The sequence below is a fragment of the Pleionea sp. WD8-19 genome, from assembly GCF_055326765.1.
This window is the reverse complement of record NZ_JBUZOU010000032.1, coordinates 1-16350: the sequence shown is the minus strand read 5'-3', so window position 1 is coordinate 16350 and position 16350 is coordinate 1. Positions and strand designations below refer to the sequence as shown.

The window sequence follows — 16350 nt, the reverse complement described above, 5'->3', positions numbered from 1 at the left end:
AACATCAAAATGGTTGTTGAGCTGATTGCTCCAATCGCCATGGACGAAGGTCTGCGCTTCGCAATTCGTGAAGGTGGTCGTACCGTCGGTGCTGGTGTTGTTGCTAAAATCTTCGAGTAATTTGTTAGTAACAAGTCTTTCGATGTAAGTCGAAAGCACTAGGCCAGTAGCTCAATTGGCAGAGCAGCGGTCTCCAAAACCGCAGGTTGGGGGTTCGATTCCCTCCTGGCCTGCCAAATTTCGCAAGGCTTAGCCTGACCTTCCCTATGGAACTAAGGCTATGGCCTTGCTTTGTATATATCAAAGGTAAATCAGACGTGAGTACTGAAACGAATACATCATCTGGGTTAGACGGACTAAAGTGGCTAGCGGCTGTCCTGTTAGCTGTAGCAGCGATTTACGGTAATCATTATTTAGCACAGTTGGACTCGATTTCTCTCGTTATCCGAGTTGCTGTTGTTGTTGCCGCCGTTGCCCTAGCATTAGTTGTAGCAAGCACTACCAGCAAAGGTAAAATTGCGGTTGCTTTTGCTAAAGAATCCAGAATGGAAGTTCGAAAAGTTGTTTGGCCAACGCGACAAGAGGCGATCCAAACCACTTTGGTGATTGTGCTCTTTGTGGTGATCGTTGCGCTATTCTTATGGGGCGTTGATGCATTACTCGCCTGGGGCGTCAATGCAATCATGAACCTTTAAGGGAACTGCAAAATGACAAAACGTTGGTACGTCGTTCAAGCTTATTCCGGATATGAATCTAAAGTAAAAACCATGCTGGAAGAACGCATTCAGTTGCATGACTTATCCGAAAAGTTCGGCCAGATTTTAGTGCCAACTGAAGAAGTCGTTGAAATGCGTGCCGGTCAAAAGCGAAAAAGCGAGCGCAAATTTTTCCCTGGCTATGTTCTGGTTGAGATGGAAATGGATGATGATTCATGGCACTTGGTGAGAGAAACTCCTCGAGTTATGGGGTTTATCGGAGGAACCTCAGATCGACCAGCGCCTATTACCGAGCGCGAAGCCAACGCAATTTTACAACGTGTTGAAGACAGCAGTGATAAACCAAAACCGAAAACATTATTTGAACCTGGTGAGGTGATTCGTGTTATCGATGGACCTTTCGCTGACTTTAACGCTACCGTTGAATCGGTAAACTATGAGAAAAATCGACTACAAGTATCGGTTTTGATTTTTGGTCGGTCGACACCGGTTGAGCTTGAGTTCAGTCAGGTAGAGAAAGGCTAGTCGTTTTTTACAACGATTTTTAAACCGGGAAGCCGAAAGGCGCTATTACCCAAATAGAGGTGAAACATGGCTAAAAAAGTCCAAGCTTATATTAAGCTTCAGGTTGCTGCCGGCATGGCCAACCCAAGTCCACCAGTTGGTCCTGCTCTGGGTCAACATGGTGTTAATATCATGGAGTTCTGTAAAGCGTTTAATGCGGCAACAGACAAAGTAGAGAAGGGATTGCCAATTCCAGTGGTGATCACTGTATACAATGACCGCAGTTTTACATTTGTTACTAAAACTCCTCCTGCGTCCGTTCTTATTAAAAAAGCACTGAACTTAAAGTCGGGTAGCTCTCGTCCAAATACCGATAAAGTAGGTACAATCACTCGTGCGCAATTAGAAGACATTGCGAAAATGAAAGAGCCTGACTTGACTGCTGCGGATTTGGATGCTGCTGTTAAAACTATCGCAGGTACTGCGCGCTCTATGGGCGTTGAGGTGGAGGGTTAATCAAATGGCTAAATTATCTAAACGCGCACGTATGATCCAAGAAAAAGTGGACCGCACTAAAGCTTATTCTTTGGACGAGGCCATTGCTTTATTAAAAGAAGTGTCAGCGGTTAAATTCAGCGAAAGTGTTGATGTTGCTGTTAACCTTGGAATCGACCCTCGCAAATCAGACCAAGTTGTTCGTGGTGCAACGGTACTTCCAAACGGAACTGGTAAAGACGTTCGTGTTGCGGTATTTACTCAAGGTCCTAACGCTGAAGCGGCTAAAGAAGCCGGTGCCGATATTGTTGGTATGGACGATCTGGCTGAAGAAGTGAAAAAAGGAAACCTGAACTTTGATGTTGTGATTGCCAGCCCCGACGCAATGCGAGTTGTCGGTCAATTAGGCCAAATCCTCGGCCCACGTGGATTAATGCCTAACCCTAAGGTAGGCACTGTGACTCCAGACGTGGCAACCGCAGTGAAAAATGCAAAAGCTGGTCAGGTGCAATATCGTGCAGACAAAAACGGTATTATTCATGCCAGTATCGGAAAAATCACCTTTGATGCACAAGCATTAAAGGAAAACTTGGGCGCTCTGGTTAATGCGTTAAAAAAGGCGAAACCTGCTTCTGCCAAAGGAACCTATATGAAGAAAGTTGCACTTTCTTCAACAATGGGGCCCGGTTTAACTATCGATCAAGCTTCGATCGAAATTTCTCGAGATTAAGCTTTTGACTCGCGAGAGCGAGACAGAGCTTGGGTTTCCAGTAATGGTCCTTACCGTTAATGGAAACCGTCAAAGACCGTAGGTGAAACAGATTTACTCGTAGATCACAGTTTCTTAAAACAGCCTGCGCAGACGGTGCAACCCGACTCAGACTTCCTGGGACGGTTCACCGTATTCGACTTCAGCTTTTAGAGATAAAGGCTGAAATACGTTAACCCTGTTAGGTAAGGTGTTTTTTTACTTAACGGGAAACACTGGAGGTGAACGAAAGTGGCACTTGGACTTGATGGCAAAAAAGCGATAGTACATGAAGTTAACGAAGTTGCTTCTAAAGCACTATCGGCTGTGACTGCCGAGTACCGCGGAATGACAGTTGAACAGATGACTGCATTGCGTGTAAAAGCCCGTGAAGCCAACGTATATTTGAAAGTTGTCAGAAATACGTTAGCTAAACGTGCTGTTGAAGGTACCGAGTTCGCCTGCATGACTGACGCTTTAGTTGGCCCGGTAATTTGCGCATTTTCTTTAGAGGAGCCTGGTGCGGCTGCTCGTTTGATTAACACTTTTGCAAAAGAAACTGACAAGCTGGTAGCAACTTCCGTTGCTATTGGTGGCAAGTTACACGGCGCGGAACAGCTTGAAGCTGTTTCTAAGTTGCCAACCAAAGACGAAGCAATCGCTTCTCTGATGCTTGTAATGAACGGACCGGTTACCAAACTGGCTCGTACATTAAACGAATTCCCATCGCGTATTACTCGTGTAATTGCAGCGGTGAAAGATCAGAAAGCAGCGGCGTAATCATCGGTTATTTCGAATTACTTAGACTTAATTTTAATTTTACCCAGGAGAAAGAGTCATGGCTCTGTCTAAAGACGATATCTTAAATGCAATTGCTGAAATGAGCGTAATGGAAGTTGTTGAGCTTGTTGAAGCGATGGAAGAAAAATTCGGCGTATCTGCAGCGGCAGCTGTAGCTGTGGCTGGTCCAGCTGCCGCTGGTCCTGCTGAAGCTGCTGAAGAAAAGACTGAATTCGACGTAGTTATGAAAAGCTTCGGTAGCAACAAAGTTGCTGTTATCAAAGCCGTTCGTGGCGCGACTGGTCTTGGTCTTAAAGAAGCGAAAGAAATGGTTGAAGGCGCGCCTGCAACTGTTAAAGAAGCCGCTTCTAAAGAAGAAGCTGAAGAGCTTAAAAAGCAGCTTGAAGAAGCTGGTGCAGAAGTCGAACTTAAATAATTTAAGTTTGGCTGCGGCGAGTTAATTCGCCGAACGAAATATCGGCTGAGTGCGTTTTTGCACTCGGCCGTTTTGCCGTTTCAAAAAAGGCAAAATACCAAGGGTTGATACGGGCTTCGATTTTCCAGAGGCGTATAACCTGATTTACCCAGTCGACATCGCCGTATCAAATGTTGATTGTTTGTATTACTCGTAAAGCTAACTGAGGAACCCAGATGGCGTATTCATACACAGAGAAAAAGCGGATCCGTAAGGATTTCGGGACTCGTTCTAAAATACTTGATGTCCCTTATTTGCTTGCCATTCAGCTGGACTCGTATCGCTCGTTTTTAAACGAAAGCGGTAACACCGAGAATTCCGGACTGGATCAGGCGTTTAAATCTGTTTTTCCCATAGTTTCTTACTCTGGCTCCGCTGCACTGGAGTATGTCAGTTACCGACTGGGTGAGCCAGTTTTTGACGTTAAGGAATGTCAAGTACGCGGTGTTACTTATGCTGCGCCATTGCGAGTGAAAATTCGCCTTGTGATTTACGATAAAGAGTCAAAAACCGGAGCTGTAAAAGACATTCGCGAGCAAGAAGTTTATATGGGCGAAATGCCATTAATGACCGAGAATGGCACTTTCGTTATCAATGGTACTGAGCGTGTTATCGTTTCTCAGTTGCATCGCTCTCCAGGTGTATTCTTTGATTCCGACAAAGGCAAAACACATTCCTCGGGTAAATTATTATATAACGCGCGTGTTATCCCTTACCGTGGCTCATGGTTAGACTTTGAGTTCGATCCAAAAGATTCGGTCTTTGTTCGAATCGATCGTCGTCGTAAATTACCCGCTACGATTTTATTACGCGCATTGGGATACAACACCGAAGATATTCTCGAAATCTTTTTCGATACCGATACCATCGAGTTGGATAGCGAAGGAAACGCCAAGTTGAAACTGATTCCCGAGCGATTACGCGGAGAGACGCCAAGTTTCGATATTAAAGACAAGAAAGGTAAAGTAATCGTTGAAGAAGGGCGACGTATTACTGTTCGTCATATAAAGCAAATGGAAAAACTTGGCTTGGAATATTTGGATGTTCCGGTTGACTTTCTGCTTGGTAAAGCCGTAGCACGCAATGTCATTGATGAAGAAACCGGTGAGTTGATCGTTGAGGCCAATGCGGAAATTACGGAAGAGTTATTAGCGACTTTGGTGGAAAATAACATTACAACGTTCCAGACACTATATACGAACGACTTGGATCGCGGCCCTTATATTTCTGATACCTTGCGAGTTGACCCAACACGAGAGCCGCTTGATGCATTAGTCGAAATTTATCGGATGATGCGCCCGGGTGAACCGCCAACAAAAGAAGCTGCGGAAGCTTTGTTCCACAACCTGTTCTTTACCGAAGAGCGTTATGACCTATCAGGCGTTGGTCGAATGAAGTTCAATCGTCGTGTTAATCGTGATGAGTTGACAGGGCCTGGTGTTCTATATGATGGAAAATATTTCGGGCAACTGAAAGATGAGTTCTCTAAGGGCTTGAATGAGTCTTATAAAGACGAGTCTGACATTGTTGAAGTGTTGAAAACCTTAGTTGATATTCGAAACGGTATCGGAGTGGTGGACGATATTGATCACTTGGGTAATCGCCGTATCCGTAGTGTTGGTGAGATGGCAGAAAACCAATTCCGTGTTGGTTTGGTTCGTGTCGAAAGAGCGGTTAAGGAGCGTTTGTCTCAAGCAGAGTCTGAAAATCTGATGCCACAGGATTTGATCAATGCTAAACCTGTTTCAGCAGCGATAAAAGAATTTTTTGGCTCCTCTCAGTTATCTCAGTTTATGGACCAAAATAATCCATTGTCTGAAGTAACGCATAAACGACGTGTGTCTGCTTTAGGGCCAGGTGGTTTAACTCGCGAACGCGCTGGTTTTGAGGTGCGAGACGTGCATCCAACCCACTACGGCCGTGTTTGTCCAATTGAAACTCCTGAGGGGCCGAACATTGGTTTGATTAACTCGTTGGCCTGTTATGCGAGAACGAACGATTACGGTTTCCTAGAGAGCCCTTATCGCCGTGTTGTCGACGGAAAAGCGACCGAAGAAATTGATTTTCTTTCCGCAATCGACGAAGGTAAGTTTGTCATCGCGCAAGCAAACGCACAGATGGATGCTAACCATCAATTGGTCGATGACCTAGTCCCATGTCGGCACCAGGGGGAGTTTACCCTGACAACAGCAGATCGTGTCGAGTATATGGACGTTTCTCCCCAACAGATCGTTTCAGTTGCTGCGTCGATGATCCCATTCCTAGAGCACGATGACGCGAACCGGGCATTGATGGGATCCAACATGCAAAGACAAGCCGTTCCAACGCTGCGTGCAGAAAAACCACTGGTTGGCACCGGCATGGAACGAACCGTAGCGGTAGACTCTGGAGTAACGGTTAAAGCTAATCGAGGTGGAATCATCGACTCGGTTGATGCGTCGCGTATAGTCGTGCGTGTACATGAAGACGAGACAACTACCGACGATGCTGGGGTAGATATTTATAACCTGACCAAGTACACGCGTTCCAACCAAAATACTTGTATCAATCAACGCCCAATCGTTAAACCAGGGGATATTGTTGAACGGGGTGATGTTTTGGCTGACGGTCCTTCAACCGACTTAGGAGAGTTGGCTTTGGGACAAAACTTGCTGGTCGCGTTCATGCCTTGGAACGGTTACAACTTTGAGGATTCCATCCTCATTTCAGAGCGTGTAGTGGAAGAAGATCGTTTTACTAGCATTCATATACAAGAGCTGACCTGTATTGCTCGTGATACAAAGTTGGGGCCAGAGGAAATTACAGCCGACATTCCAAACGTCGGTGAGAGTGCACTTTCTAAACTGGATGAAGCCGGTATCGTCTATATTGGAGCAGAAGTAAAACCCGGTGATATTTTGGTAGGTAAAGTAACACCAAAAGGAGAGACACAGCTGACACCGGAAGAAAAGTTACTGCGTGCTATTTTCGGCGAGAAAGCGAGTGACGTAAAAGATACATCCTTGCGAGTATCCAGTGGCACGGTTGGAACTGTGATTGACGTTCAAGTTTTTACTCGCGATGGCGTGGAGAAAGACTCGCGTGCTATTGAGATTGAAAATAGTGAAATTGCAGCTGCGAAGAAGGACTTAAACGACCAGTTCCGTATTTTAGAAGGCAATATCCATCAACGTGCTTACGCGTTATTAGTCGGCAGCGTGGTTGAAAAAGGACCAAATCGCATTAAAAAAGGCAGCGAAATTACAGCTGAATACTTGCAAGAACTGCCTCCTTCGCAATGGATGGAAATTCAAGTTCGAGATGAAACTAAGCAGCAACAATTGGAAGAGCTGAGCCGCTATCTCGATGAACAGCGCAAAGAGTTTGATAAAAAGCTCGAAGTTAAGCGCATGAAGATCACCCAAGGAGATGATTTAGCTCCTGGTGTGTTGAAGATCGTTAAAGTTTACATGGCGGTGAAGCGACGTATTCAACCCGGAGACAAAATGGCCGGTCGTCACGGTAACAAAGGGGTCATTTCCAATATTGTTCCGGTAGAAGACATGCCATACCGCGAAAACGGTGAACCCGTCGATATCGTGTTGAATCCGCTTGGGGTTCCATCGCGGATGAATATAGGTCAGATATTGGAAACCCATTTGGGCTGGGCTGCTAAGGGACTGGGTCACAAAGTGGGCGCCTTGTTGCAAGAGAAAGCTGAAGTTGCGAAAGTACGAGAGTTTTTGCATCAAGTTTACAACCATCGCGAGGAGCAAACCGTAGATTTGGATGCCATGTCAGACAAAGAAATCATGACTTTGGCTAACAACCTGAAAGGTGGTGTGCCTATGGCTACGCCAGTATTCGATGGCGCCAAAGAGTCAGAAATTAAGCACATGCTTGAAGTTGCTGATCTACCGTCTTCTGGACAATCGATACTTTACGATGGACGCACCGGCGATCAGTTTGACCGGCCGGTAACCGTCGGCTACATGTATATGCTTAAACTGAATCACTTGGTTGATGACAAAATGCATGCGCGTTCTACTGGCTCTTACAGTCTGGTAACTCAACAGCCGCTGGGTGGTAAAGCCCAATTTGGTGGTCAGCGTTTCGGTGAGATGGAGGTGTGGGCCTTAGAAGCTTATGGTGCCGCATATACACTGCAAGAAATGTTGACAGTGAAGTCAGATGACGTGAATGGTCGTACTCGTATGTACAAAAATATTGTAGACGGCGACCATCGCATGGAGCCGGGAATGCCGGAGTCCTTCAACGTACTGGTGAAGGAAATTCGCTCTTTGGGTATCGACATTGAGCTAGAGGTTGAATAGGGAGTTTGTAGCATGACGGAGCCGTTTTTACGGCTCTAACACGAACTCTTGGCGACATTAACTCCCTAAAGGAGAATTGCTTTGAAAGACTTACTGAATTTCATTAAACAGCAAAATCAAACTCAAGAATTTGACCGTATTCGAATCGGTCTCGCGTCTCCGGAAATGATCCGAAGCTGGTCTTTCGGTGAAGTTAAAAAACCGGAAACCATTAACTACCGAACTTTTAAGCCAGAGCGGGATGGATTGTTCTGTGCAAAAATTTTTGGTCCGGTAAAAGATTATGAGTGCTTGTGTGGTAAATACAAGCGCATGAAACACCGAGGCGTGATCTGTGAAAAATGTGGTGTTGAAGTAACTTTAGCCAAAGTACGTCGTGATCGCATGGGGCACATCGAACTGGCTTGTCCGGTCGCTCATATCTGGTTCCTGAAGTCTTTACCTTCTCGTATCGGCTTGTTGCTGGATATGACGCTGCGTGATATCGAGCGCGTGCTTTATTTCGAAGCCTTCGTGGTGATCGAGCCAGGTATGACTACACTGGAGCGTGGTCAGTTATTGACCGAAGAAGCTTACCTGGATGCTCTGGAAGAATTTGGCGACGAATTTGAAGCGAAAATGGGGGCCGAAGCGGTTCAGGAGCTGTTGTCAGCGATCAATCTGGAAGAAGAAGCCGCTTCGATCCGCGAAGAAATTCCGAATACCAACTCCGAAACCAAGCTGAAAAAGTTGGGTAAACGTCTTAAGTTGTTGGAAGCCTTTATTGATTCGGGCAACAATCCGCAGTGGATGATCATGACGGTATTACCGGTATTACCACCGGATCTACGTCCTTTGGTGCCTTTGGAAGGTGGGCGCTTCGCCACGTCCGATCTGAACGATTTGTATCGTCGCGTTATCAACCGTAACAACCGTTTGAAACGCCTGTTGGATCTGAACGCTCCCGACATTATCGTACGTAATGAAAAGCGTATGCTACAAGAGGCGGTTGATGCGTTACTGGATAACGGTCGTCGCGGACGTGCCATTACCGGTTCTAACAAACGACCGCTGAAATCTTTAGCCGATATGATCAAGGGGAAACAAGGTCGTTTCCGTCAGAATCTACTGGGTAAGCGTGTGGATTACTCCGGTCGTTCGGTGATCGTGGTTGGTCCGACACTGAAATTGCATCAGTGCGGACTACCGAAAAAAATGGCATTGGAACTGTTTAAACCATTCATTTTTGGCAAGCTGGAATTACGTGGTTTAGCCACGACCATTAAAGCGGCTAAGAAAATGGTCGAACGAGAAGAAGCCGTAGTTTGGGACATTCTTGAGGAAGTAATTCGAGAGCATCCGGTGATGTTAAACCGGGCGCCAACTCTTCACAGACTCGGTATTCAGGCGTTCGAGCCGGTTTTGATTGAAGGTAAAGCGATTCAATTACACCCATTGGTGTGTGTGGCCTACAATGCGGATTTCGACGGGGACCAAATGGCGGTGCACGTACCGCTGACCATTGAAGCGCAGTTAGAAGCGCGCGCGCTGATGATGTCCACCAATAATATTCTATCACCTGCCAACGGTGAGCCGATCATCGTTCCTACGCAAGATGTTGTATTGGGGCTTTACTTCATGACACGCGACCGGGTGAACGTGAAAGGCGAAAATATGGTCTTTGCGGATACCGCGGAAGTCTTGCGTGCCTACGCTAATGGCGCAGCAGAATTGCATGCGCGTATCAAAGTCCGTTTAAACGAAACCACCATTGATGATGATGGTGTGAAAACAACGGTTAACAAACTGGTAGAAACAACGGTTGGTCGTGCGCTTTTATGGGAAATCGTTCCAGCGGGCTTACCGTTCGATCTCATTAATCGCTCAATGACCAAAAAGACCATTTCGCGCCTTGTGAATGCTTGCTATCGTCAGTTGGGGTTGAAAACTACCGTTATTTTCGCCGATCAGTTGATGTATACCGGTTACAAGTATGCGACTAAATCCGGTGCCTCTGTGGGTATCAATGATATGGAAGTTCCCACAGTTAAAGTTGACATTATTGCCAAGGCAGAAGCGGAAGTTCGTGAAATCGAAGACCAATACGCTTCTGGTTTGGTAACTCAAGGTGAGCGTTACAACAAGGTTGTTGACATCTGGTCGCACACCAACGAACAAGTCGCGAAAGCGATGATGGATAACCTTGCGGTTGACAAAGTTGAAGACGCGGAAGGGAACATCGTTGAGCAGCCTTCATTCAACTCTATTTTTATGATGGCTGATTCGGGCGCTCGGGGTAGTGCCGCACAGATTCGTCAGTTAGCAGGAATGCGTGGTCTGATGGCGAAACCCGACGGTTCTATCATCGAAAGCCCGATTAAGGCGAATTTCCGTGAAGGTCTAAACGTTCTTGAATACTTCATCTCAACCCATGGAGCGCGTAAAGGTCTGGCCGATACCGCACTAAAAACCGCCAACTCCGGATACTTGACTCGACGATTGGTTGATGTAGCGCAAGATTTGGTCATCACCAGCGAAGATTGTGGAACCCAAGACGGTGTCGACATGAAACCTTTGATTGAAGGTGGGGATGTCGTTGAGCCATTGAGAGAGCGAGTGCTTGGTCGTGTAACCGCCGATCACGTGTATATTCCAGGTACCGACGACATTTTATGTGAAGCGAACACTCTTTTGGACGAAGCTTGGGTAGAAAAGCTGGAAGAGCACAGTGTTGATCAGGTAAAAGTACGTTCGGTTATTACCTGTGATACACGTTACGGAGTCTGCTCTATGTGTTACGGACGAGACTTGGCTCGAGGCCACCTAATCAATCATGGTGAATCGGTTGGTGTTATTGCTGCACAGTCCATCGGAGAGCCAGGAACTCAGTTGACCATGCGTACATTCCACATCGGTGGAGCTGCGTCTCGTCAATCTGCGGAAAACAATGTTCAGGTTAAAAACGATGGCGTGTTAAAGCTGCGTACAGCTAAAACCGTAACACGAAACGATGGAAAGCAGGTGATCGTGTCTCGTTCGGCAGAAATTACTTTGATCGATGAGTTCGGTCGTGAGCGAGAGCGTTATAAAGTTCCTTATGGTGCAGTACTTGAACACAATGAAGGGAAAAAAGTGAACGGTGGCGAGGTGGTCGCTAATTGGGATCCTCACACGCACCCCATCATCACAGAGCTGGCAGGTAAAATTAAATTCAAAGACTTGGTAGAAGGCGTCAATATGGATCGCCAAACCGACGAACTGACAGGTTTGAGTTCTATCGTTATTACTGAGTCGAAAGCGCGTGGTAAAGGAACCGACTTAAAGCCGATGATTTACCTGATCGATGCGGACGGCAATGAAATGAACTTGGCAGGTACCGATATTCCTGCGCAGTATTTGTTACCACCTAACGCCATTGTGAACTTAGAAGATGGCGCTGAAGTAGGGATCGGTGATGCAATTGCCCGTATTCCTCAGGAAAGCTCGAAAACCAAAGATATTACCGGTGGTTTACCACGTGTAGCCGACTTATTCGAAGCACGAAAACCAAAAGAGCCAGCCATTTTGGCAGAAATCTCAGGGACTGTAAGTTTCGGTAAAGAAACTAAAGGTAAACGTCGACTGGTGATTACTCCGCAAGAAGGCGAGCCTTACGAAGAGCTGATCCCTAAATGGCGTCACCTCAACGTGTTTGAAGGTGAGAAAGTGGAAAAAGGCGAGGTTGTTTCGGACGGGGCTGATAATCCACATGACATACTTCGATTGAAGGGAATTCATGCTGTCGCAAACTACATTGTCAACGAAGTGCAAGATGTTTACCGACTGCAAGGTGTAGGCATCAACGACAAGCATATCGAAGTTATCATACGTCAGATGCTTCGTAAGTGTACTATCACGGATCCGGGTGACAGTCGCTTCTTACAAGGAGAGCAAATCGAATATGTTCGAGTGCTGGAAGCCAATGATGCGTTGGAAGCTGAAGGTAAAGAGCCTGCTAAGTTCATGCGTGACTTGATGGGTATCACTAAAGCTTCATTAGCAACCGAGTCCTTCATTTCTGCAGCCTCGTTCCAGGAGACCACTCGCGTTCTGACAGAAGCGGCGGTGAGTGGCAAGATCGATGATTTACGTGGCCTGAAAGAAAACGTAATCGTTGGTCGATTGATTCCGGCGGGAACTGGATTAAGTTATCACCAGGAGCGCCGAACCAAATATCAGCAACAAGTTAGCGAAGACGCTCAGTCTCCTGTGTCTGCTTCCGATGCGGAAAAAGCACTGACTGAAGCGCTCAGCGGTAACGACTCTGATATCTAAGCCTTCTCGAAAGGTGCTGCCGGAGCTAGCTCCGGCAGCAAACAGTAGCGGTCAGAAAACAACCTGATCGCCTTGACAGCAATAGGTGTGCTCTATACAATGCCCGCCCTCAAAGGCTAGGCGACGTATTTGAGTCTCGTCTTTTTGATGTCTAGTTTTTTAAATCTAGGAGCTGGAGTTTAATTAATGGCAACTATTAATCAGCTGGTACGTAAACCTCGCAAAAAGGTTATCAAGAAAAGTAACGTACCTGCACTTGAAGCTTGCCCGCAGAAGCGTGGTGTTTGTACTCGTGTTTACACGACTACTCCGAAAAAACCAAATTCGGCACTGCGAAAAGTTGCTCGTGTTCGTTTAACTAACGGATTCGAAGTAACCTCTTATATCGGCGGTGAAGGCCACAATTTGCAGGAACACAGCGTTGTAATGATCCGTGGTGGTCGTGTTAAAGACTTACCGGGTGTTCGTTATCACTGTGTACGCGGAACACTTGACCTTGCAGGGGTTAAAGACCGTAAACAAGGCCGCTCTAAATATGGAGCAAAACGTCCTAAGTAATGCTTGCATTACGGATGCTATGAAAAATGATGGCAGGCGAATTTGGAGTCATTTGAAAGCAACTCCTATAATTTGGCCAGTCAGTAAATAACATTCCATTCTTACAATTTGTTCGAATGTGAGTAAGGCCGGGCTCAAACGAGATCTATCGAAGTAGTCCCGGATTAACCTGAAGGAGCACATAAGATGCCAAGAAGACGCGTTATCGCTGCACGCGAGATCCTTCCTGATCCCAAATTCGGATCGACTTTATTAGCAAAATTTATCAACGTAGTAATGGTTGACGGCAAGAAATCTGTTGCTGAAAAAATCGTTTATGGCGCGTTGGATATTATTGCTGAAAAGAAAGGCGCAGAAGCATTACCTGCTTTTGAAGAAGGATTGGATAAAATCCGTCCTTTAGTTGAAGTTAAATCACGCCGTGTAGGTGGTTCTACTTACCAGGTGCCGGTTGAAGTACGTCCAGCTCGTCAAACGGCATTAGCAATGCGTTGGTTGGTAGAAGCATCACGTAAGCGTGGTGAAAAGTCTATGAGAGAGCGTTTAGCGCATGAGCTTCTGGATGCGATGGAAAATCGTGGTTCGGCGGTGAAGAAGCGTGAAGATGTACATCGTATGGCTGAAGCAAACAAAGCCTTTGCTCATTACCGCTGGTAAGTTGTCTGGAGTCGAAGGAATGATTAAAGCGTTTGCTTCAAGCAAGCTGAATCAAACCAAGAGGTTATAATCGTGGCACGTAAAACTCCTATTGAGCGATATCGAAACATCGGTATTTGTGCACACGTTGATGCTGGCAAGACGACCACCACGGAACGGGTTCTGTTCTATACGGGTCTTTCACATAAGATCGGTGAAGTCCATGATGGCGCTGCCACCATGGACTGGATGGAACAAGAGCAGGAACGTGGTATCACCATTACCTCTGCGGCTACTACCACGTTCTGGCGTGGTATGGATGCACAATTTCCCGAACACCGAATCAACATTATCGATACGCCCGGACACGTCGACTTTACGATTGAGGTAGAGCGATCTTTGCGGGTGCTTGACGGTGCCGTAGTGGTGTTTTGTGGCGCCTCAGGCGTTGAACCTCAATCAGAGACTGTTTGGCGCCAAGCTAATAAATATCATGTTCCGCGCATGGTGTTCGTGAATAAAATGGATCGAGCTGGAGCCGACTTTCTTCGCGTAGTTGATCAGATCAAAAATCGGCTTGGCGCTCGTCCAGTACCTGTGCAATTGCCTATTGGTGCCGAAGATGAGTTTGAAGGTGTTATCGATCTTATCAAAATGAAAGCCATTTATTGGAATGAAAACGATAAAGGCATGACCTTCGAATATCGTGAAATTCCGGCATCGATGCAAAGCATCAGCGAAGAATGGCGTGGGCATATGGTTGAAGCTGCAGCCGAAGCTTCCGAAGAATTGATGGATAAATACCTTGAAGAAGGTGATTTGCCAGAAGCGGATATCAAAAAAGGACTGCGTATACAAACATTAGCAAACGAATTGGTGGTTGCTATGTGCGGTAGTGCTTTTAAAAACAAAGGCGTGCAGGCGGTACTCGATGGCGTCATTGAATACATGCCTGCCCCAGTGGATGTACCTCCCATTAAAGGGGTTCTGGAAGATCATGAAACCGTAGCTGAGCGGCCTGCAGATGACACTGCTCCTTTCTCAGCTTTAGCGTTTAAAATCGCAACGGATCCTTTTGTCGGCACGCTGACTTTTTTCCGTGTTTACTCGGGAATTTTAAAATCGGGCGATCAGGTTTATAACCCGGTGAAAGAAAAAAAAGAGCGCATTGGGCGAATTGTACAAATGCACTCTAACAGCCGAGAAGAGGTGAAAGAGGTTTTAGCCGGTGACATTGCAGCGGGTATTGGCTTAAAAGATGTGACGACTGGTGAAACCTTGTGTGATATCGAGCACAAAATCATTCTGGAGCGAATGGAGTTTCCTGAGCCTGTTATTTCTGTAGCTGTCGAACCAAAAACGATTGCTGATCAAGACAAGATGTCGCTGGCGCTCAGTAAATTAGCGCAAGAAGATCCTTCATTTCACGTGGAAACCAACGAAGAATCAGGGCAAACCATTATCTCAGGAATGGGAGAGCTGCACCTTGATATCATTGTTGATCGTATGAAGCGTGAGTTTAATGTGGAAGCCAACATTGGTAAGCCACAAGTGGCTTATCGAGAGTGTTTACGCGAAGCCGTTGAACAAGAAGGGAAATTTGTTCGCCAGTCGGGTGGTCGTGGCCAATACGGACATGTGTGGTTACGTATCGAGCCGCAGGAACCCGGATTCGGATATCAGTTCGTCAGCGAAATTGTCGGTGGTGCGGTACCAAAGGAATACATTCCTGCGGTAGACAAAGGTATTCAGGAGCAAATGCAAAATGGGGTTCTGGCCGGTTTTCCCGTGTTGGATGTTAAGGTCACTCTTTTTGATGGTTCCTACCATGACGTCGATTCCAGCGAAATGGCTTTTAAAATTGCCGGCTCAATGGGATTTAGAGCTGGAGCACTTAAAGCGAAGCCTGCTCTACTTGAACCGATCATGAAAGTTGAAGTCGTGACTCCCGAAGATTATATGGGCGATGTGATGGGCGACTTAAATCGTCGACGAGGCATGGTTCAAGGTATGGAAGATGGTTCTGGTGGCGTGAAAATTATTCGCGCAGAAGTTCCGCTTTCTGAAATGTTTGGGTACGCAACCGATTTGCGTAGTGCGACACAAGGGCGCGCCAGTTATTCCATGGAGTTCACTAAATACGCTGAAGCTCCAACGAACATCGCTGATTCCATCATTAATGGTTAATTTTTACTTTATAAAAAACACACAGAGGTAAATCTCATGTCTAAAGAAAAATTTGAACGTACGAAACCCCACGTAAACGTGGGAACCATTGGCCACGTTGACCACGGTAAAACCACGCTGACTGCGGCAATGTGTACCGTTCTTTCCAAAACTTTCGGTGGTGCGGCTCGTGCTTTCGATGAAATCGACAATGCGCCAGAAGAGAAAGAGCGTGGTATCACCATCGCAACGTCACACGTGGAATACGAAACCGAAGGCCGTCACTACGCACACGTAGACTGCCCTGGACACGCCGATTATGTGAAAAACATGATCACCGGTGCGGCGCAAATGGACGGTGCGATTCTGGTTGTATCTGCAGCGGATGGCCCAATGCCTCAAACTCGAGAGCACATCCTGTTGTCTCGTCAGGTAGGTGTACCAAAAATCATCGTATTCTTGAACAAATGCGACATGGTTGATGACGAAGAGCTGTTAGAGCTGGTAGAAATGGAAGTGCGTGAGTTGTTAGACGCATACGAGTTCCCTGGCGATGACACACCCGTTATCCGTGGTTCTGCACTGAAAGCACTGGAAGGTGATGCAGCTTACGAAGAAAAAATCATCGAGCTGTCAAAAGCCCTGGACGAATACATTCCAGAGCCA

General features: G+C 46.4%; 13 protein-coding genes and 1 tRNA gene. All 14 read left to right on the top strand.

Annotation, left to right across the window (positions count from 1 at the left end; all coding sequences use genetic code 11):
- Window positions 1-120 (top strand): EF-Tu C-terminal domain-related protein (locus ACTUJY_RS20475; RefSeq protein ID WP_463617197.1); only part of this gene is annotated, 120 nt, incomplete at its 5' end.
- Between the two features lie 40 nt (window positions 121-160).
- Window positions 161-236, top strand: a tRNA-Trp gene (locus ACTUJY_RS20470).
- Between the two features lie 81 nt (window positions 237-317).
- Window positions 318-695, top strand: coding sequence for a preprotein translocase subunit SecE (gene secE, locus ACTUJY_RS20465; protein ID WP_463617999.1), 378 nt, complete (start codon window positions 318-320; stop codon window positions 693-695).
- Window positions 696-707: 12 nt separating this feature from the next.
- Entirely contained in the window at window positions 708-1241 is a 534-nt protein-coding gene (gene nusG / locus ACTUJY_RS20460; RefSeq protein ID WP_463617998.1) for a transcription termination/antitermination protein NusG, read from the top strand.
- Window positions 1242-1307: 66 nt separating this feature from the next.
- Window positions 1308-1736, top strand: coding sequence for a 50S ribosomal protein L11 (gene rplK, locus ACTUJY_RS20455; protein WP_463617997.1), 429 nt, complete (start codon window positions 1308-1310; stop codon window positions 1734-1736).
- 4 nt (window positions 1737-1740) lie between these two features.
- A complete protein-coding gene (gene rplA / locus ACTUJY_RS20450) occupies window positions 1741-2445 on the top strand; it encodes a 50S ribosomal protein L1 (protein WP_463617996.1) in 705 nt (234 codons plus the stop codon).
- A 270-nt stretch (window positions 2446-2715) separates the two neighbouring features.
- The gene (gene rplJ / locus ACTUJY_RS20445; RefSeq protein ID WP_463617995.1) at window positions 2716-3243 is read left to right on the top strand and encodes a 50S ribosomal protein L10; all 528 of its coding nucleotides are present in this window, start codon (window positions 2716-2718) and stop codon (window positions 3241-3243) included.
- 58 nt (window positions 3244-3301) lie between these two features.
- A complete protein-coding gene (gene rplL / locus ACTUJY_RS20440) occupies window positions 3302-3679 on the top strand; it encodes a 50S ribosomal protein L7/L12 (RefSeq protein WP_463617994.1) in 378 nt (125 codons plus the stop codon).
- A gap of 215 nt (window positions 3680-3894) precedes the next feature.
- Complete coding sequence (rpoB, locus tag ACTUJY_RS20435) at window positions 3895-8031, top strand: DNA-directed RNA polymerase subunit beta (RefSeq protein WP_463617993.1); 4137 nt, start codon at window positions 3895-3897, stop codon at window positions 8029-8031.
- An 81-nt stretch (window positions 8032-8112) separates the two neighbouring features.
- On the top strand, window positions 8113-12324 hold the full coding sequence (gene rpoC / locus ACTUJY_RS20430; RefSeq protein ID WP_463617992.1) for a DNA-directed RNA polymerase subunit beta': 4212 nt from the start codon (window positions 8113-8115) through the stop codon (window positions 12322-12324).
- Window positions 12325-12510: 186 nt separating this feature from the next.
- The gene (gene rpsL / locus ACTUJY_RS20425; RefSeq protein ID WP_463617991.1) at window positions 12511-12882 is read left to right on the top strand and encodes a 30S ribosomal protein S12; all 372 of its coding nucleotides are present in this window, start codon (window positions 12511-12513) and stop codon (window positions 12880-12882) included.
- A gap of 186 nt (window positions 12883-13068) precedes the next feature.
- Complete coding sequence (gene rpsG, locus ACTUJY_RS20420; RefSeq protein WP_463617990.1) at window positions 13069-13539, top strand: 30S ribosomal protein S7; 471 nt, start codon at window positions 13069-13071, stop codon at window positions 13537-13539.
- A gap of 72 nt (window positions 13540-13611) precedes the next feature.
- A complete protein-coding gene (gene fusA / locus ACTUJY_RS20415; protein WP_463617989.1) occupies window positions 13612-15705 on the top strand; it encodes an elongation factor G in 2094 nt (697 codons plus the stop codon).
- Between the two features lie 36 nt (window positions 15706-15741).
- Window positions 15742-16350: GTP-binding protein (locus tag ACTUJY_RS20410; protein WP_463617988.1), on the top strand; the 609-nt coding region annotated here is incomplete at its 3' end.